Below are 18,501 nucleotides of genomic sequence, written 5' to 3'. Positions count from 1 at the left end.
AGGTAAGAGGATACGAACCGTGGAAGAAGTGATCGAACAACTCCGTGAAGCCAATGAGCCGGTACCGGTGCCCCTAGAGCTTCCCGACGAGGACCAACTGGTCGAGATCGAGGAACAGCTGTTCATCAACATCCCGTTCGTGTTCAAAGAGTTCCTGTTGACCGTCAGCGATGTGGTGTACGGCTCGCTGGAGCCGGTGACCGTCACCGACCCGCAATCGCATACCTACCTGCCTGAGATCGCGGCCAATGCCTGGGACGCAGGCGTACCGCGTGAACTGATCCCGATCTGCCAGGACGGCGATGATTACTACTGTGTCGAGGAAGACGGCACCGTGGTGCTGTGGTCTGCTGAAGAAGAGCTCGTCACCGAAGAAAGCTGGGAATCGGTCTGGCACTGGGCGCGCGACGTCTGGCTGGAAAGCTAATTGAGCGCCCACCGCAGAGAATGATGGCCGCTGGCCATCCATGCACGTAAAATCGCCAGGCTTTCTGCGCCTGGCGACATCGCTACCGCTCCATCCCCTCGGACGACGGTGAAGTCTCGCGCAGAGAGTATGCCCTCAGTGCGAATTCTCGCGGCTGTTCTCCAGCGTCTCCAGCAAGGCGATCTGCATGCGCGAATGCACGCGGATGAACCAGCGCCACAACACCGCTACCACCACCGCCGCCACCCCTGCAATGATCATCAGCAGTTCGTTGGTCGGCAGGATGCTCGCCGACAACGCCGACAGCAGCAGGAAGATCACCAGCAGCGACAGCAGCGGGATCACCTCGGCCACCACACGGCGCACGCGCTGGGTATGGCGCCCGGCCATTTCCGGTTTTACCCCCATCTCTGCGAGCAGCATCGACAGTGCCTTGAGTTTGCGATAGGCGGCGATCAGGAACGGCAGCGAAAGCAGCAGCGCCGCCCCCCAGATCATGGCCTTCTGTTGGCTGACATCGGCCACCCACTCGCTGAGCCAAGCACCGATACGCCCGGCGAAAAAACCACCGCTGAAGAAGATCGCGATCACCAGCGCCAGGTTGACCCCGACCTGCAACAGGATGCGTCGGATCATCGCCGCCAGCATGGCGCTTTCACCCTGCGGCTGGATGCTGCGTAACCATTCGCCATACAGCGACAGCACGCGCGAGAGCCGGCTCGGCATCACCCTGCCCAGCTTCAGCGACAATGGGTCGGCAGCGCGAATCAGGTACGGCGTCAACAACGTGGTGATGGCCGAAACCGCCACGGCGACCGGGTAGAGAAAGTCGCTGGTCACCTGCAACGTCATGCCCAGCGCCGCGATAATGAAAGAGAACTCGCCGATCTGCGAAAGCCCCATGCCCACACGCAGCGAAGTACGCCCGTCGTTGCCGGCAATGAACGCACCCATGCCGCAAGACAGCATTTTGCCCAGCACCACAGCCAGGGTAATGACCACGATCGGCCAGGCGTAATCGATCAGTACCTGTGGGTCGATCATCAAGCCGATGGCGACGAAGAAGATGGCGCTGAACAGGTCGCGTACCGGCTCGATCAGCCGTTCGATCTTCAGCAGCTGGCGCGATTCGGCCATGATCGCCCCGATCAGGAACGCACCCAACACCATGCTGTATTCGAGCTTGACCACCAGCAAGCAGAAGCCGAAGCACAACCCCAGCACGGTGATCAGCAACATCTCGTTGCTCTCGAATTTCGCCACATAAGCCAACAGCCGGGGCACCAGCAGAATGCCGATGACCAGCGCCACGATCATGAACAGCGACAGCTTGCCGACTGTGGAGAACACCTCGCCGGAACTGACCGAGCCGCTGACCGCAATGCCCGAAAGCAAGGCGATGATGCCGATGCCAAGGATGTCTTCGACGATCAGCACGCCGAAGATCAGCTGCGCAAAGCGCTCGTTCTTCATCTTCAGGTCGTTGAGCGCCTTGACGATGATGGTGGTCGAGGAAATGGCCAGGATCGCGCCGAGGAACAACGAGTCCATGGTATTCCAATCGAACCAGCGGCCAATCTCGAAGCCGATCCAGATCATCAGGACAATTTCCAGGAACGCCGCAATAAACGCAGTGGCCCCGACCTTGAACAGCTTGCGCAGGCTGAATTCCAGGCCCAGGCAAAACATCAGGAAGATCACCCCCAGCTCGGCCAGGGTCTTGATCGTGTCTTCGTCGTGGATCAGGCCGAACGGCGGGGTATGCGGGCCGATGATGAAGCCGGCGACGATGTAGCCCAGCACCACAGGCTGTTTGAACCGATGAAAGAGAATCGTCACCACCCCGGCGACCAGCATGATCACGGCCAGATCCTGGATGAAGCTGATGGCATGCATGGCGCGATACTCCTTTCTCGATGCCCGGGCAGACCGCTCCTCTGCCAAGGCAAACCCGAGCGAGCAGCAAGTACATACTGTATTGAATGCAGGAAGGCCCATATTGCATGGGCGTACTCAGGTTAACATCGCACCCCGCCGCAAAATGCCGGTGCAATATGTAGAAACAGATCGGCTGGTTAACCGCCGCTGATGGCATGATCGGCGTGACGATGGAGCGTCGGCCAACGTCCCGTACCAGGAAGGCAAAACTTCAAGAGGGGAAACAGAAGTGTCAACAGATACCCGCCCCGATTCAGCGCAACCTCACCGTGAGCACACTATGGAACCTGGAAACGCCCAGCTGAGCATGACCGTCCTGATGACCCCGGACATGGCCAACTTCTCTGGCAACGTACATGGCGGCACCTTGCTCAAGTACCTCGATGAAGTGGCCTACGCCTGCGCCAGCCGCTATGCCGGCAGCTATGTGGTGACCCTGTCGGTCGACCAGGTGATCTTCCGCGAGCCGGTGCACGTCGGCGAACTGGTGACGTTCCTGGCCTCGGTCAACTACACCGGCAACACCTCGATGGAGGTGGGCATCAAGGTGGTCACCGAGAACATCCGCGAGCGCTCGGTGCGCCACTCCAACAGCTGCTTCTTCACCATGGTCGCGGTCGATGACAACCGCCGCCCGGTCGTGGTACCGCCGCGCCAGCCGCAGTCCAGTGAAGAGAAGCGCCGGTTCCTTCAGGGCCAGCAACGCCGGCAGATCCGCCAGGAGCTGGAGAAGCGCTACCAGGACCTGAAGACAGACGCCCTTTAATACGCCAGGCGCTGCGCCTCGAAGCGCACCCGCGGATGGGCGATACGGTCTTGAGCACGCACAAGCTGCAACTCGTAGCGGGTGCAGGCCTGGGTTTCCAGCAGCACCTCATGCACGGCGGCTGCGGTGTACTCGAATGCCTGCACCCAGTTGTCACCCAACAGGACGCGGGCCAGGAACAGCCCGGAGGTCAGGTCACCCACCCCGACCGGTTGGCGCGGGAATGCCAACAATGGGCGGCGCAAGTGCCAACTCTCGTCGCGGGTAACCAGCAACATCTCGAACATGTCTTCGGCACGCCCCGGATAGCCCAGGTGCTTGACCAGCACCACTTGTGGGCCGCGCTCCAGCAGGCCACGGGCCATGCTGACGCAATCTTCCAGCGACTGCGCGCGTCGGCCACAGAAGCTGTCCAGTTCCAGCTGGTTGGGGCACAGGATGTCCGCCTGGGCAGCGGCCTCCTCCAGCAGGAACTCACTCACTTCCTGTGGGACGATGCAGCCCTTTTCCGCATGCCCCATGACCGGGTCGCACAGGTACAGTGCCTTCGGGTTCACCGCCTTGATCCGTTCGACTCCCGCGAGGATCGCCCGGCCCTGTTCGGCGCTGCCCAGGTAGCCGGACAGCACGGCATCGCAGTGGCCCAGTTCGCCGATGTTGGAAATGCCTTCCACCAACGCAGGAATTTGCGCTGGGGCAAGCACTTCACCCGCCCACTGGCCATACTGAGTGTGATTGGAGAACTGCACGGTATTGAGCGGCCAGACGTTAACCCCGATCCGCTGCATGGGAAATACCGCAGCGCTGTTGCCGGCGTGGCCGAACACCACGTGGGACTGGATGGCGAGCAGGTGCGGGGTACGTTTCATGCGGGCAATTTCCAAAGCTGTTTCAAGATTGTGCGTCGCGCAGTATGAACTCGATTGCCACCTGTACGACAGACCAGGGACGCAGTTAAGCTGAATCGATCTGTTTGGAGCATACGTAAATGTTGACCCTGGAGAATCTCTTCGTCCTGATGCTGTTGGCCACGGCAGGCGCTTGGTTATGGCACAACCACGGGCTGCGCGAGAAGGCCCTGGCGCGGGTCAAACAACACTGCGCCAAACTCGACCTGGAACTGCTCGACGATGCCGTCGCGCTCAAGCGCATCGGCTTCATCCGTGACGCCAATGGCAGGAAGCGCCTGGCCCGGGTGTATGCCTTCGAGTTCACCGTGACCGGCGAACAACGCCATCCCGGTACCGTGACCCAGTTCGGCGCCCACAGCGTGCAGATCGAGCTGGCGCCCTACCCATTCGAGATCAATACACCGCCACGTACCGGCAACGTGATAGAGATGCAGCAGTGGCGCCAGGAGCACAATCGCTGGCGCAACTGATCACGCCACCCGGCATTGCTCCAGCGCGGCCTGCAGCGCCTGCCGGGGCTGCGGCTGGTCAAAGATCAGCTCGATGCGTGTGTCCTTGCGCCAGTCGCTTGGTTGCCAGCCTGGCAAGTCGCCATTCAGGCCATTGAATGACTGCCAACCCGCACTGCTGTGGACAATCCCCTTCGCGCGACGCCATGCATGGGCCTCCAGCATGCGGCGCAGAGCCTGTGGATTAAATTGCTGGCTGGGATGCCAGCGCCAGCCGATACTCCAACCCCCCTCACCTTGCTGGGCGTGACAAATCGCTTGGCGAGGATCTGTCCACAGGGCTGCAGGGGCTGTGAATGGATTTTCTACGGGTCTTTTATCCACAGAAATTTGCGAAAACTCCTCTGTGGATGAAATGGGAAGGCTGGAAATTGCTAACAGCCCATGCTCGGTCCAAACCCCAGCTATTGCTGGAAATTCCTTATTTATCAACAACCTACATTTTTCATCAACACCCTCGCTTTTATTGAATATCAACAGCGAAGCGCAGTGGAGCGCCTGTTGTTGAGCATCAGGTAAGCGCTCCCCTCGCGCCAGCGCTTGAGCATCCAGCACCATCACCAGCGGCTGCACCGCCAGCACCCCCTGCCAGGGCGCCTGGCTGAGTTGATTCAACAACTGCAAGGGATGACCAAGGCCCGAAGGCTCGATGAACAAGCGGTCGGGGCGCGCCTTGCGCAGCAGGCGCCCCAGCCCGACCTGGAACGGGGTGCCATTCACGCAGCACAGGCAGCCTCCCGCCACCTCGGCAATGGCAATGCCGTCCTCGTCACGGCTGAGCAAGGCCGCATCGAGGCCGACCTGACCAAACTCGTTCACCAGTACGGCCCAACGCTCGCCAGCCGGGCGCTGAGCCATCAACTGACGAATCAGGCTGGTCTTGCCAGCGCCCAAAGGCCCGGCAATGAGATGGGTGGGGATGTTCTGCAGCATGCAATCACTTCGATGCAAAATTTCCCCCACTATGCCCCGTCATGCCAACCAGTCAAGGCTCAGCAGCAAGCGCCGCGCTTGGCTGGGCGGCGAACGATGAACCAGGCCAGCGCCTTCGTTGCCCAGCCACTTTTCGCCCTTGAGCACGGCAACATCCCCAGTTTGCAGCCTTTGAATGTTATCCACAGGTGCTGCAGCCAGGTGCAACCCTACCCGGTCAATGGCGCCCTCTTCCAGCCATTCGCTGCCAGGGCCCACGTAGCTGGTAAGTAACCGCACAGGCACGTTATCCACATGAAAGCGCGGGCACATCGCACCTTGCAGGATTCGCAGCCGCAGCCCAACCCGCCGCGCCCCGAGCAGGCAGGTGTAGGCCGATACCAGCCAGCGCACGTCCGCGACGAAGCTTTCATAGCCCTGCAGATCGGCGGCTTCAGCCAGCAGGCCGGGCAGCAGCGGCGTTTCCTGCTCATTCACATCAAGCACACGCTGGTCAGCCAGCGGTTGGCCCAGGCTCACCAGCAACGCCGCGAAGTCTTCCACCTGTGCTGGCAGGCGCCGCTGCCAGACAGCCAGGTTGACGCCGTCCTTGAAAATTTCCGTAAGCACGCGAGGAGATTCGCCATGGATCTGGCAGATATCCACAGGCTGAACGGCAGCTTTCATGCTGCCTCCTCAGCGTGCCAAGGGCCGAACGGATCAGGTAGCTGCAGCCAACCCATCGGGCCTTGCTCCACCTCTTCATCGGTCAACAAGCACGCATTCAGCGCTGTGGATAACTTCTCGAAGTCGATATGCTGCCCTATGAACACCAATTCCTGCCGGCAGTCTCCGCTCTCTGCCACCCAATGCCTGAGAATTTCCGCCGTGCTCTGCTCGTCCTGCGGCCAGTGCTCGCGGGGTACGAAACGCCACCAGCGCCCAGCCAGCCCGTGGCGCATCATGCCGCCCGCCTGCGACCAGCTGCCGGCCTCCTGGTACTTGCTGGCCAGCCAGAAAAAACCTTTCGAGCGCAGCAGTCTGCCGTTGCTCCAGTCATTGTGGATAAAGTCAAAAAAGCGCTGTGGGTGCAGCGGCCTGCGAGCTTCCCACGTGGTCGCAGCAATGCCGTACTCCTCGGTTTCCGGTACGTGCTCCCCGCGCAGTTCCTGCAACCAGCCTGGCGCCTGCGCAGCCAGTTCGAAGTCGAACAGGCCGGTATCGAGGATCCGCGCCAGCGGCACCTGGCCCATGACCATCGGCAGGATCTGCGCCCGCGCATTCAGGCTGCGCAAAATGGCGATGAGCTCCTCGCGCTCATGCTGGCTGATCAGGTCGATCTTGCTCAGCAGCAGCACATCAGCGAACTCGACCTGTTCGATCAGTAGGTCACTGATGGAGCGTTCATCGTCCTCACCCAGGGTTTCACCGCGGCTCGCCAGGCTGTCGGCGGCTTGGTAATCGCGCAGGAAGTTCAGGCCATCGACTACCGTGACCATGGTGTCCAGGCGCGCCATGTCGGACAGGCTGCGGCCCTGCTCGTCACGGAAAGTGAACGTTTCGGCGACCGGCAATGGCTCGGAGATGCCGGTGGACTCGATCAGCAGATAATCGAAGCGGCCTTCCTCGGCCAGGCGCGCTACTTCCTCCAGCAGGTCTTCACGCAGGGTGCAGCAGATGCAGCCGTTGCTCATCTCCACCAGTTTTTCTTCAGCGCGGTTGAGGCTGACATTGCGCTGGACCTCACTGGCGTCAATGTTGATTTCACTCATGTCGTTGACGATTACCGCAACGCGAAGGTTGTCGCGATTACGCAGCACATGGTTGAGCAGGGTACTTTTGCCGGCCCCCAGAAAGCCGGACAGCACGGTGACAGGAAGACGATTGGACATGGCGAAACCTCGACAGGCGGACGCATTCGAAACGATGCATTGCATAATGTTATAAAGTAACAATACAATTTCGCCAAGCTGTACTCGTCGGAAGCGTTCTTGGAGATGGAAATGAACCTGTCACGTGCCGCCGTGATGCTGCTGCTTTCAGTACCTTCACCGCTGCTGGCGATGCCACACAACAACGCATTGGCGTTATGCACCCGCAGTGCGACATTGCTGGCCTGCAAGGACGGCAACGGCAGCTACTACAGTGTGCGAACCGAGGGCAGCCATCTCTACCTACGGGGCTTCGACAACGCGACCCGCCGACTGTGGGCGCAAACCAACAGCCGCTACGGCACGCTGACGTTTTTCACTGGCTTGGCCAGCGACGGTGAGGCCTGGGTTGGCTACAGCCGTCGCGTGGGTTGGACCACGCTGAACCGTGTATCCAGCTCCAGCAGCCAACGATTCAACCTGCATTGCAGCCTGGTCGGCGGTTGCCGCTGACACACCTACACACTGGTATTGCCAATGACTAGCCTGAAGCTCCCCGACATCGCCGCACAGACACAACAGCACGCAACGCCCCTCGACTGGGTGGGCATGCGTGGCATCGCCTTGCCCATACTGTTCGCCGGGCGCTCTGTGGCAGCCAAGGCAGATGCCGGTGTAAGCCTGGTGGATGGCAGCTCACGCGGCATTCACATGTCGCGGTTGTACCTCGCGCTGGAGCGCCTTGAGCAAGTGCCCCTGTCCCCGTTGGCTATACGTCACTTGCTGGCGGACTTTCTGGTCAGCCACCAGGGCCTGTCCAACGCTGCTTATCTGCGATTGAGCTTCGAACATTTGCTGAAACGGCCGGCCTTGGTTAGCCCGTTGGCAGGCTGGAAAAGTTATCCAATTACTGTCGATGCGAGGATCGAGCATGAAATGTTCCACGTGGAACTATCTGTAGGCGTGCCCTATTCATCCACGTGCCCGTGTTCTGCAGCACTCGCAAGGCAGTTGATTCAGCGGCAGTTTGAGGTGGATTTCGATTCACAACAGCTCGATCGCGATCAAGTGCTTCAGTGGTTGGCCAGCAGCCAGGGCATCGTTGCCACACCCCACAGCCAGCGCAGCCTTGCCGAGGTTCACGTACGCTTGCGCGATAACCTGCAGGATCTGCCAGCCACCACCCTGATCGACACCATCGAGGCCAGCCTGGGTACCGCTGTTCAAACAGCCGTGAAACGCGCCGATGAACAGGCGTTCGCTTTAGCCAATGGCCAGAACCTGATGTTCTGTGAGGATGCCGCCCGGCGACTGCATCAGTCGCTGCGGCAGTTGAATTGCGCCACGGCCTTCAAGCTGCGCGTGGAACATGCAGAAAGCCTGCATGCCCACGACGCGGTCGCCAGCAGCCAGTGGCAATGGTGACATTCAGGTCCGTGGTTTGACCGTGCCACAGTCGTTACCCAGCCACACGGCTCGGGTGTTCATGCTGCCCTGCTGCTGCACACCCGAAGCATTGAAGGTGCCGTTGACCTGGGTGGTGAATTCCTTGTCGCTGAGGAAGGTTGCCTGCCCGGTGCCCTGGGCCTTGGGGCAGCTGAACTGAAACTTCCAGACGTTTCCGGTGCGGTCGGTAATCTTCTGTGTGCAGCCGGACTTGGGGTCTTGCAGCGGAATGTCATTGGTCTTCACCTGCTCCGGCGTGAGGCATGAACGTACGCCGTTGCCTCCCACCGTGACCCCCTGCTTCGCCAGCACCCCTTCCATCATCGCCCTCTGCTCCGGCGGCAGGTTCTTCAACTGGCCGAGCATGAACTGCATGTCGGGCAGCGGCTTGCCGTCGACCTGCATGTTGCTGGTGGTCAGCTCCCACAGGCCGGGTTGCAACATCTGCGCATGGACCAGTGGGCTGCTCAGGCCAAGGGCCAGAGCCAACAGTGGCAGACGAATCTTCATGGACGAACGCTCCTGGAAAAACCGGCCAACTGGCCGGGCTGAGGCTTAGACGCCAAATCTGCTTTCAGGTTGCAAGGCAGGCCTGGAACGTGTTCTGTTATCCGCTGTGTATTCGGCAAGCAGGATGCGTATGGATTACCACAGCCCCTACTTCTTCGGCTACGTGCTCGGCGTCATTCACTTGCTTGGCATCATCGCTGCGCTGCATGCGGTGTTCACCGTGCGTACTGCCCAAGGTGCAATAGCCTGGGCCATGTCGCTGCTCTTCATCCCCTACTTCACCCTCATCCCCTATCTGGTATTCGGGGCCCGCTCCTTCTACGCCTACATCCAGGCGCGGCGCCAGGCCAACCAGGAAATGCACGTGGCCATGGCCAACCTCAACTGGCGGCCTTGGGTCGAAGAAGCACTCACGGCCCGAGAATCCGAGAGCTATGCCGCGTTGCGCGCCATGCCGAAACTGGGGCGCATGCCTTGCCTGGCCAACAACCAGGTGAAGCTGCTGATCGATGGCAAAGCTACCTTCGATGCCATCTTCGCCGCCATCGGCCAGGCACGCGAAGTGGTACTGGTGCAGTTCTTCATCATCCACGACGACACCCTCGGCAAGGCCTTGCAGCAATTACTGCTGCGCAAAGCCGCCGAGGGGGTGCAGGTGTTCGTGCTGTATGACCGGGTCGGCAGCCACGCCCTGCCCGCCAGCTACAGCCAGAAACTGCGCGATGGTGGTGTGCAGATCCATGCGTTCGCCACCCGTCGCGGCTGGTTCAATCGCTTCCAGGTGAACTTCCGCAACCACCGCAAGATTGTCGTGGTGGATGGTGTGGCCGGGTTCATTGGCGGGCATAACGTCGGGGATGAGTACCTCGGCGAGCACCCTCGCCTTTCGCCGTGGCGCGATACCCATGTGCAGATCAGCGGGCCGGTGCTGGCCTGCCTGCAGGAGTCGTTCGCCGAGGACTGGTACTGGGCGACGCGTCAGCTTCCGCCTCTGATACTGCCCGACACCTACCCGGACAACGGCGTGTTGTGCCAGGCATTGGCCAGCGGCCCGGCCGACCCGCAGGAAACCTGTTCGCTGTTCTTCATCGAAGCCATCCACTCCGCCACCCGCCGTGTATGGATCACCAGCCCGTACTTCATCCCCGACGAAGCCGTGTTCGCTGCCTTGCGCCTGGCCGTGCTGCGGGGCGTGGATGTGCGCATCCTGATCCCGTCACGCCCGGACCACCGCATCGTCTATGCCGCCTCCAGCCTGTTCGCTTTCGAGGCGGTACGTGCAGGTGTGCGCATGTTCCGTTATCAGCCAGGCTTTCTGCATCAGAAGGTGGTGCTGGTGGACGACGAGGTCAGTGCCATCGGCAGTGCCAACCTGGACAACCGATCGTTCCGGCTCAACTTCGAGATTACCCTGCTGACGGTCGACCGACAGTTCGCCGATCAGGTTGAGGCGATGCTGATCGATGACTTCGAACAGGCCAGGGAAATTACCGCCGAGGACAGCCGTGACACCCACCGTATCCAGCAATTAGGGATGCGCATCGCGCGGTTGATTTCGCCGATTCTCTGAGGTGACCGGGGCCGCTGTTGCGGCCCCGGCGTGGTGGTCAGCGGTACAGGTCTTCGCGTGTCCAAGGCAAATCGTGGTGCCCGTCTGCATACGGTTTGACGGCCAGAATCTGGTGCAGGTTGATCCAACCCTTCTGGAATGCATAGGCGCAGCCCGCCAGGTACAGGCGCCAAATGCGCAAGGTCTTCTCCGGCACCAGCGTCGCTGCCTTGTGCAGTTGGTTCTCCAGGTTCTCGCTCCAGTGGTGCAAGGTCTTGGCGTAATGCAGGCGCAAGCTTTCGACGTCCACGACCTCCAACCCTGCCTGGCAGATGCTCGCACTGATCATCGACAAGTGCGGCAGTTCACCGTTGGGGAACACGTAGCGGTCGATGAACTCACCCGCCCCTCGCCCCACCGGGCGACCGTCGATGTGTTTGGCGGTAATGCCGTGGTTCATCACCAGGCCGCCTTCGCGCACGGCGCCGAACAGCTTCTGGCAATACAGCGCCAGGTTGGCATGCCCGACATGTTCGAACATGCCGACGCTGACCACCTTGTCGAAACGGCCATCCTGAGGGAGGTCGCGATAGTCGAGAATCTGCAAGTCGACCTGCTTGGCCAAGCCTTCATCCTTGACCCGCTGTCGGCCAAGCTTGAGTTGCTCTTTGCTCAAGGTGATACCGAAGACCTTGGCGCCGTATTCGCGCGCGGCAAAACGTGACAACCCGCCCCAGCCACACCCGACGTCCAGCAGATAGTCACCGGTGTCCAGGCGCAACTTGCGGCACAGGTGGTCGAACTTGTCCTGCTGGGCCTGATCGAGGGTATTGTCCGGCTCACGGAAATAAGCGCAGGAGTACGCCATGTCCTGGTCGAGCCACAGTTGATAGAAGGCGTTGGAGACATCGTAATGGTAGGAGATGGACTGCGCGTCGGTACGCTTGTCGTGAGCTACGCGCGGCGGCGGCGCGTCATCCTCGTCGGTCAGCAAGGCTTCGCTCAGCTCGTCACACACACGAATGGCTTCACCAATATCGCCTTCCAGCTCCAGCTTACCTTCCACGAAAGCAGCGCCAAGCTCGTCCAGGCTCGGGTGGGTCAACTGGCTGATCAACTGCGGTTCCTTGACCAGAATGGTGACCTGGGGGCTAGGCCCCAGGTCGAATTGGTTGCCGTCCCACAGTTTCAGGCGAAGTGGCAAGTGCAGGCTCTGCAGTGCCGGCGGAAGTTGCGCAAGCATGAACGACCCTCCTTCAGGGCTCGACGCATGAAATTTCGAACACCATCGAATGAGGGTAGTTCATTCACGCAAAGTTTCCGCTAACCGCGACCAAGGTCTAGAACCAACTGATCTTATGAACACGCGAGATTGTATACAATTTACCTCGCTCAGCTTAACCTTGTGCCCCTCTCGCGCTTCTTCATCTGGAGTACAAACCCATGAAATCCTATGACGTGGTGATCATCGGCGGCGGCCCTGGCGGCTATAACGCGGCGATTCGTGCCGGCCAACTGGGCCTGAGCGTAGCCTGTGTGGAGGGCCGATCGACCCTCGGCGGTACCTGCCTGAATGTCGGTTGCATGCCATCCAAGGCGTTGCTGCATGCCTCGGAGCTGTATGAGGCCGCCAGCGGCGACGAGTTCGCCCACCTCGGCATCGAAGTGAAACCGACCCTGAACCTCGCCCAGATGATGAAACAGAAGGACGAGAGCGTGACCGGCCTGACCAAGGGCATCGAATACCTGTTTCGCAAGAACAAGGTCGACTGGATCAAGGGCTGGGGCCGCCTGGACGGCGTCGGCAAGGTTATCGTCAAGGCTGAGGATGGCAGCGAAACCCCGTTGCAGTCCAAGGACATCGTTATCGCCACCGGCTCCGAGCCCACTCCCCTGCCGGGCGTGACCATCGACAACCAGCGCATCATCGACTCCACCGGCGCGCTCGCCCTGCCCCAGGTCCCCAAGCACCTTGTGGTGATCGGCGCTGGCGTCATCGGCCTGGAACTGGGTTCGGTATGGCGTCGCCTGGGTAGCCAGGTCACCGTCATCGAATACCTCGACCGCATCTGCCCGGGCACCGACGAGGAAACCGCCAAGACCCTGCAAAAGGCCTTGGCCAAGCAAGGCATGGCGTTCAAGCTCGGCAGCAAGGTGACCCAGGCCACCCCCTCGGCCGACGGTGTCAGCCTGACCCTGGAGCCAGCTGCCGGGGGTGCTGCAGAAACCTTGCAAGCCGACTACGTGCTGGTGGCCATCGGTCGCCGCCCTTACACCAAGGGCCTGAACCTGGAGAGCGTGGGCCTGCAAACCGACAAGCGCGGCATGCTCACCCATGAGCATCACCGCACCTCGGTACCAGGCGTATGGGTCATCGGCGATGTCACCTCGGGCCCGATGCTCGCGCACAAGGCCGAAGACGAAGCGGTGGCCTGCATCGAACGCATTGCCGGCAAACCCCACGAGGTCAATTACAACCTGATCCCTGGGGTGATCTATACCCGCCCCGAGCTGGCCAGCGTTGGCAAGACCGAGGAGCAGCTGAAGGCCGAGGGCCGTGCCTACAAAGTCGGCAAGTTCCCCTTCAGCGCCAACAGCCGGGCCAAGATCAACCACGAGACCGAAGGCTTCGCCAAGGTCATCGCCGATGCCAACACCGATGAAGTGCTGGGCGTGCACCTGGTTGGCCCCAGCGTCAGCGAGATGATCGGTGAGTTCTGCGTGGCCATGGAGTTCTCGGCTTCGGCCGAGGACATCGCCCTCACCTGCCACCCCCACCCGACCCGCTCCGAGGCCTTGCGCCAGGCGGCAATGAATGTGGATGGGATGGCGATGCAGATCTGAATTTCGAGCAGATCAGAAACGACAAAACCCCCTTTCGGGGGTTTTGTTTTTCCAGCCTTCAAACCGCAGTGGCTTATTCCACCGTCACCGACTTCGCCAGGTTACGAGGCTGGTCGACATCAGTGCCCTTGAGCACTGCCACATAGTACGACAGCAGCTGCAGCGGAATGGTGTACAGGATCGGCGCCAGCGCGTCGGCAATGTGCGGCACCTTGATCACGTGGGTACCTTCGCCGTTGCTCATGCCGGCATGCTCGTCGGCGAACACCACCAGTTCACCCCCACGGGCACGGACTTCCTGCAGGTTCGACTTGAGCTTTTCCAGCAGCTCATTGTTCGGCGCCACGGTCACCACCGGCATGTCGCTATCCACAAGCGCCAGCGGGCCATGCTTGAGCTCGCCCGCCGGGTAGGCTTCGGCGTGAATGTAGGAGATTTCCTTGAGCTTGAGCGCGCCTTCCATCGCCACCGGGTATTGCGCGCCGCGGCCGAGGAACAGGGTGTGATGCTTGTCGGCGAACAGTTCGGCGGTCTTCTCGACGGTGCGGTCCATGGCCAGCGCTTCGCCCAGGCGCGCCGGCAAGCGACGCAGCTCTTCGACCAGCTCGGCTTCCACGCCCGCTTCGAGGCTGCCACGCACCTGGCCCAAGGCCAGGGTCAGCAGCATCAGCGAGACCAGCTGAGTGGTGAACGCCTTGGTCGAGGCCACACCGATTTCCGGGCCGGCGAGGGTCAGCAGGGTCAGGTCGGATTCACGCACCAGCGAGCTGATGCCGACGTTGCAGATCGCCAGGCTGCCGAGGAAGCCTAGCTCCTTGGCGTTGCGCAAAGCGGCCAGGGTGTCAGCGGTTTCGCCGGACTGGGAAATCGAAACGAACAGGGTATCCGGCTGCACCACCACCTTGCGGTAGCGGAACTCGCTGGCCACCTCTACCTGGCATGGGATGCCGGCCAGGCTTTCCAACCAGTAACGGGCAACCATGCCGGCGTGGTAGCTGGTACCGCAGGCAACGATCTGCACATTGCGTACTTTGGCGAACAGCTCGGCGGCCTGTGGGCCAAAGGCCTGGACCAGCACATGGTCCTTGCCCAGGCGGCCTTCCAGGGTGCGCTGCACCACGGACGGTTGCTCATGGATCTCCTTGAGCATGAAGTGGCGGTACGCCCCCTTGTCAGCAGCTTCGGCGCCTTCGTGGTATTGCACCGTTTCACGCTGGACGGGGTGCCCGGCCTGGTCCCAGACCTTCACCTGGTCACGGCGGATCTCGGCGATGTCGCCCTCCTCCAGGTACATGAAGCGGTCGGTGACCTGGCGCAACGCCAGTTGGTCAGACGCGAGGAAGTTCTCGCCATGGCCAAGGCCGATCACCAGCGGGCTGCCACTGCGTGCGGCCACCAGGCGATCCGGCTGGTTCACGCTGATCAGCGCCAGGCCATAGGCGCCGTGCAGGCGCTTGACCGCAGCCTTGAGCGCGTCAGCCAGGTCCGGGAGGGTCTTGAGGGTATGGTGGATCAGGTGGACGATGACTTCGGTATCGGTCTGGGAAGCGAACACATAGCCCAGGCCTTTGAGCTCCTCACGCAGTTCCTCGTGGTTTTCGATGATGCCGTTGTGGACCACCGCCACTTCGTTGCCAGAGAAATGCGGGTGAGCATTGCCTTCGGTCGGCGCACCATGGGTAGCCCAACGGGTGTGGGCAATGCCCAGCTGGCCGATCAGTGGTTCGGCGGCATTGGCGGCGTCCAGCTCGGCGACCTTACCGATGCGCCGGCGGCGCTGCAGCTCACCCTGTTGGGTATACACAGCCAGGCCCGCGCTGTCGTAGCCACGGTACTCGAGGCGCTTGAGGCCTTCGATAAGGATGGCGGTGATATTACGTTCGGCTACGGCGCCAACGATTCCACACATGGTTATTGCTCCTGGCTGATCGCGGCACAGATCAGGTTGATGCCGCGGGCTTGAATTTGTTCGCGCGCCGCTGCGGGCAGGCGCTCGTCGGTAATAAGGGTGGTGACGCTGCCCCAGGGCAGCTCGAGGTTGGGGATCTTGCGCCCGACCTTGTCGGACTCGACCATCACGATCACTTCACGGGCCACCTCGGCCATGACCCGGCTCAAGCCCAGCAGTTCATTGAAGGTGGTGGTACCGCGGTCGAGGTCGATGCCATCGGCGCCAATGAACAACTGGTCGAAATCGTACGAGCGTAGTACCTGCTCGGCGACCTGGCCCTGGAACGACTCGGAGTGAGGGTCCCAGGTACCCCCGGTCATCAGCAGCACCGGCTCATGCTCCTGCTCGCTGATCGCACGCGCTACGTTCAGTGAATTGGTCATCACTACCAGCCCCGGCTGACGGCCCAGTTCAGGGATCATGGCGGCAGTGGTGCTGCCGCTGTCGATGATGATCCGCGCGTGTTCGCGAATACGGCCTACCGCTGCACGGGCAATGGCCTTCTTGTAGGCAGACACCGGCAGTGCGGTTTCGCCAAGCATCTCCTGCGGCACCGGTACCGCGCCGCCATAGCGACGCAGCAGCAAGCCATTGGCCTCGAGGGCGGCGAGGTCCTTGCGAATGGTCACTTCCGAGGTTTCGAAGCGCCTGGCCAGCGCGTCCACACTGACCTCGCCCTGCTCGCTGAGCACGGCCAGGATGTTATGGCGGCGTTGAGGCGTGTTTCGTTTCGACATGGGCACTTAAGTTTCGATTCGAAAGATATTGGGTTGCAATCAAAACCTAAGATGGCCGTTGCGTCAAGGTCGGTAATCGGAAATATCAGCCTGTGGATAATTAATGCTGCGCATCTTGGGGAGCAGGTTCACCCCTCAGGAAGCCCGAGCAAGCAATAAAAAAGCCGACTTATTCACATAAGTCGGCTTTCGAGGGAAGGGCTGTGGATAATCAGCTCTTCTTGAGCTTCTCAGGGCGCTTCCAGCCTTCGATGTTGCGCTGACGCGCCCGAGCCACCGCCAGCTGCCCGGGTTCAACCGCCTGGGTGATGGTGGAGCCCGCCGCAGTTGTGGCCCCGGCCTTGATATCCACAGGCGCCACCAGCGAGTTGTTCGAACCAATGAACACATCCTCGCCCATCACCGTCTTGAACTTGTTGGCGCCATCGTAGTTGCAGGTGATGGTGCCCGCGCCGATGTTGGTGCGCGCGCCGATTTCGGCATCACCCAGGTAGCTCAGGTGACCGGCCTTGGCGCCCTCGCCCAAGTGGGCATTCTTCAGTTCGACAAAGTTACCCACATGGGCCTTGGCATCCAGCACGCTGCCCGGGCGCAGACGGGCGAACGGGCCCGCATCGCTGCCCTCCCCCATCACTGCGCCATCGATATGGCTGTTAGCCTTGACCACCACGCCCTTGCGCAGGGTGCTGTCCTTGATCACGCAGTTAGGGCCGATCTGCACGTCGTCCTCGATGATTACCTTGCCTTCGAGGATCACGTTGATGTCGATCAGCACATCGCGACCGACGGTCACGTCACCGCGCACGTCGAAGCGCGCCGGGTCACGCAGGGTGACCCCCTGTGCCATCAGGCGACGGCCTTCGCGTAGCTGGTAGTGACGCTCCAGCTCGGACAACTGGCGACGGTCATTGGCGCCCTGCACTTCCATCGGATCGTGCGGCTGCTCGGTAGCGACCACCAGGCCATCAGCCACTGCCATGGCGATGACGTCGGTCAGGTAATACTCGCCTTGGGCGTTGTTATTCGACAAACGCCCCATCCAGTCTGCCAAGCGTGCGGCAGGCAGCGCCAGAATGCCGGTGTTGCCTTCCTTGATTGCCTTCTGCGCGTCACTGGCGTCCTTGTGCTCGACGATGGCGATCACCTGGCCCTCGTCATCGCGCACGATGCGCCCATAGCCAGTCGGGTCTTGCAGGGTAACGGTGAGCAGGCCCAGTTGCTGCTCGCTGACCTTGGTCAGCAAGCGCTGCAAGGTTTCCACTTCGATCAACGGCACATCGCCGTACAGCACCAGCACCGTGTCGGCGGTGATAGCTGGCAGCGCCTGGGCAACGGCATGGCCGGTACCCAGTTGCTTGTCCTGCAAGACAAAGTTCAGGTCATCGGCTGCCAGGCGCTCACGCACCTGCTCCGCACCATGGCCAATCACCACGTGGATACCCTGCGGCTGCAGCTGGCGCGCGCTGTGGATAACGTGGCCGAGCATGGAATTGCCGGCAACCGGGTGCAGCACTTTGGGCAGCGCCGAGCGCATGCGAGTACCTTGGCCTGCGGCGAGGATAACGATATCGAGTGACATTGACTGGCTACCAATCCAGGGCGGTCAGTGAAATGACCGGAGGGGAATTCGGAAAAAGAAAAAGGGTAGCCGAGGCTACCCTTTTACTCAATCGCAACAGAAGTGATCAGCCGTGGGCCGATTACTTGCCTTTGCGCATTTGCTGGACGGTACGCAGCTGAGCTGCGGCCTCGGCCAGACGTGCGGCGGCGGCGCCATAGTCGAAGTCCGCGCCTTTCAGATTCAGGGCGTTCTCAGCAGCCTTGAGGGCTTCCTGAGCCTGCGCTTCATCCAGGTCTGCAGCACGTTGCACGGTATCGGCAAGCACCTTGACCATGTTCGGCTGAACCTCGAGGAAACCACCAGAGATGTAAAACACCTCTTGGGCGCCACCCTGCCTGGTCAGCGTGATCGGACCTGGCTTCAGATTGGTGATCAGCGGCGCGTGGCCTGGAGCGATACCAAGATCACCCAGGTTACCGTGCGCAACCACCATCTCGACCAGACCGGAGAAAATCTCTCCTTCCGCGCTGACGATATCGCAATGGACTGTCATAGCCATCTGCTTGCCT

The 18,501-nt window shown here is 61.1% G+C and carries 18 protein-coding genes; 7 read left to right on the top strand and 11 right to left on the bottom strand.

Going from position 1 to position 18,501, the window contains the following annotated elements; all coding sequences use genetic code 11:
- Positions 1-19 precede the first annotated feature (19 nt).
- On the top strand, positions 20-427 hold the full coding sequence (locus ACIPIJ_RS15390) for an SMI1/KNR4 family protein (protein ID WP_401077887.1): 408 nt from the start codon (positions 20-22) through the stop codon (positions 425-427).
- A gap of 135 nt (positions 428-562) precedes the next feature.
- On the opposite strand, the gene ACIPIJ_RS15385 is transcribed toward ACIPIJ_RS15390, so the two are convergent.
- On the bottom strand, positions 563-2,323 hold the full coding sequence (locus ACIPIJ_RS15385; protein ID WP_401077884.1) for a cation:proton antiporter: 1,761 nt from the start codon (positions 2,321-2,323) through the stop codon (positions 563-565).
- A 322-nt stretch (positions 2,324-2,645) separates the two neighbouring features.
- On the opposite strand from ACIPIJ_RS15385, the gene ACIPIJ_RS15380 reads away from it, so the two are divergent.
- Entirely contained in the window at positions 2,646-3,131 is a 486-nt protein-coding gene (locus ACIPIJ_RS15380) for an acyl-CoA thioesterase (protein ID WP_401077882.1), read from the top strand.
- Here the strand turns inward: ACIPIJ_RS15380 and pdxY are convergent.
- The gene (gene pdxY / locus ACIPIJ_RS15375) at positions 3,128-4,000 is read right to left on the bottom strand and encodes a pyridoxal kinase PdxY (protein WP_401077879.1); all 873 of its coding nucleotides are present in this window, start codon (positions 3,998-4,000) and stop codon (positions 3,128-3,130) included. The genes ACIPIJ_RS15380 and pdxY overlap by 4 nt on opposite strands.
- A 119-nt stretch (positions 4,001-4,119) precedes the next feature.
- On the opposite strand from pdxY, the gene ACIPIJ_RS15370 reads away from it, so the two are divergent.
- Positions 4,120-4,512, top strand: a complete 393-nt coding sequence (locus ACIPIJ_RS15370; protein WP_401077877.1) for a DUF3301 domain-containing protein — start codon at positions 4,120-4,122, stop codon at positions 4,510-4,512.
- On the opposite strand, the gene ACIPIJ_RS15365 is transcribed toward ACIPIJ_RS15370, so the two are convergent.
- Genes ACIPIJ_RS15365 through zigA form a run of 3 tightly spaced genes read right to left on the bottom strand, consistent with a single transcriptional unit; the run spans position 4,513 to position 7,355 of the window.
- Positions 4,513-5,484 (bottom strand): CobW family GTP-binding protein, encoded by a 972-nt coding sequence (locus ACIPIJ_RS15365; RefSeq protein WP_401077874.1) that lies wholly within the window; start codon positions 5,482-5,484, stop codon positions 4,513-4,515. It abuts the gene before it with no gap.
- 39 nt (positions 5,485-5,523) lie between these two features.
- The gene (locus ACIPIJ_RS15360; protein ID WP_401077871.1) at positions 5,524-6,150 is read right to left on the bottom strand and encodes a DUF1826 domain-containing protein; all 627 of its coding nucleotides are present in this window, start codon (positions 6,148-6,150) and stop codon (positions 5,524-5,526) included.
- A complete protein-coding gene (zigA, locus tag ACIPIJ_RS15355; RefSeq protein ID WP_401077869.1) occupies positions 6,147-7,355 on the bottom strand; it encodes a zinc metallochaperone GTPase ZigA in 1,209 nt (402 codons plus the stop codon). The genes ACIPIJ_RS15360 and zigA overlap by 4 nt, the downstream gene beginning before the upstream one ends.
- Before the next feature lie 111 nt (positions 7,356-7,466).
- Between zigA and ACIPIJ_RS15350 the strand changes: the two genes are divergently transcribed.
- Positions 7,467-7,847 carry a glutamine synthetase gene (locus tag ACIPIJ_RS15350; protein WP_401077866.1) on the top strand — a complete coding sequence of 127 codons (381 nt, stop codon included), beginning with the start codon at positions 7,467-7,469 and terminating at the stop codon, positions 7,845-7,847.
- Between the two features lie 24 nt (positions 7,848-7,871).
- Complete coding sequence (folE2, locus tag ACIPIJ_RS15345) at positions 7,872-8,759, top strand: GTP cyclohydrolase FolE2 (RefSeq protein WP_401077864.1); 888 nt, start codon at positions 7,872-7,874, stop codon at positions 8,757-8,759.
- Positions 8,760-8,762: 3 nt separating this feature from the next.
- Here folE2 and ACIPIJ_RS15340 read toward each other — a convergent pair whose 3' ends face one another.
- A complete protein-coding gene (locus ACIPIJ_RS15340) occupies positions 8,763-9,290 on the bottom strand; it encodes a DUF3617 domain-containing protein (protein WP_401077862.1) in 528 nt (175 codons plus the stop codon).
- Positions 9,291-9,420: 130 nt separating this feature from the next.
- On the opposite strand from ACIPIJ_RS15340, the gene cls reads away from it, so the two are divergent.
- Positions 9,421-10,860: a cardiolipin synthase gene (cls, locus tag ACIPIJ_RS15335; protein ID WP_401077859.1), complete on the top strand. Its 1,440-nt coding sequence runs from the start codon at positions 9,421-9,423 to the stop codon at positions 10,858-10,860.
- Between the two features lie 37 nt (positions 10,861-10,897).
- Here the strand turns inward: cls and cfaB are convergent, their stop codons facing one another.
- Entirely contained in the window at positions 10,898-12,082 is a 1,185-nt protein-coding gene (gene cfaB, locus ACIPIJ_RS15330) for a C17 cyclopropane fatty acid synthase CfaB (RefSeq protein WP_401077856.1), read from the bottom strand.
- 200 nt (positions 12,083-12,282) lie between these two features.
- Between cfaB and lpdA the strand changes: the two genes are divergently transcribed.
- Positions 12,283-13,683 carry a dihydrolipoyl dehydrogenase gene (lpdA, locus tag ACIPIJ_RS15325; RefSeq protein ID WP_401077853.1) on the top strand — a complete coding sequence of 467 codons (1,401 nt, stop codon included), beginning with the start codon at positions 12,283-12,285 and terminating at the stop codon, positions 13,681-13,683.
- A gap of 73 nt (positions 13,684-13,756) precedes the next feature.
- On the opposite strand, the gene glmS is transcribed toward lpdA, so the two are convergent.
- The 4 genes from glmS to ACIPIJ_RS15305 all read right to left on the bottom strand — a co-directional run bounded on the left by glmS (position 13,757) and on the right by ACIPIJ_RS15305 (position 18,491).
- Positions 13,757-15,592 (bottom strand): glutamine--fructose-6-phosphate transaminase (isomerizing), encoded by a 1,836-nt coding sequence (gene glmS, locus ACIPIJ_RS15320; RefSeq protein WP_401077851.1) that lies wholly within the window; start codon positions 15,590-15,592, stop codon positions 13,757-13,759.
- A 2-nt stretch (positions 15,593-15,594) separates the two neighbouring features.
- Positions 15,595-16,371, bottom strand: a complete 777-nt coding sequence (locus ACIPIJ_RS15315) for a DeoR/GlpR family DNA-binding transcription regulator (protein WP_401077848.1) — start codon at positions 16,369-16,371, stop codon at positions 15,595-15,597.
- A 211-nt stretch (positions 16,372-16,582) separates the two neighbouring features.
- On the bottom strand, positions 16,583-17,950 hold the full coding sequence (gene glmU, locus ACIPIJ_RS15310) for a bifunctional UDP-N-acetylglucosamine diphosphorylase/glucosamine-1-phosphate N-acetyltransferase GlmU (RefSeq protein WP_401077845.1): 1,368 nt from the start codon (positions 17,948-17,950) through the stop codon (positions 16,583-16,585).
- 121 nt (positions 17,951-18,071) lie between these two features.
- Positions 18,072-18,491 carry a F0F1 ATP synthase subunit epsilon gene (locus ACIPIJ_RS15305; protein ID WP_401077843.1) on the bottom strand — a complete coding sequence of 140 codons (420 nt, stop codon included), beginning with the start codon at positions 18,489-18,491 and terminating at the stop codon, positions 18,072-18,074.
- Positions 18,492-18,501: the final 10 nt, after the last annotated feature.

The organism is Pseudomonas sp. NPDC087185, assembly GCF_044744955.1.
Classification (GTDB): Bacteria; Pseudomonadota; Gammaproteobacteria; order Pseudomonadales; family Pseudomonadaceae; genus Aquipseudomonas.
This window is presented reverse-complemented; position numbering and strand designations above follow the sequence as displayed.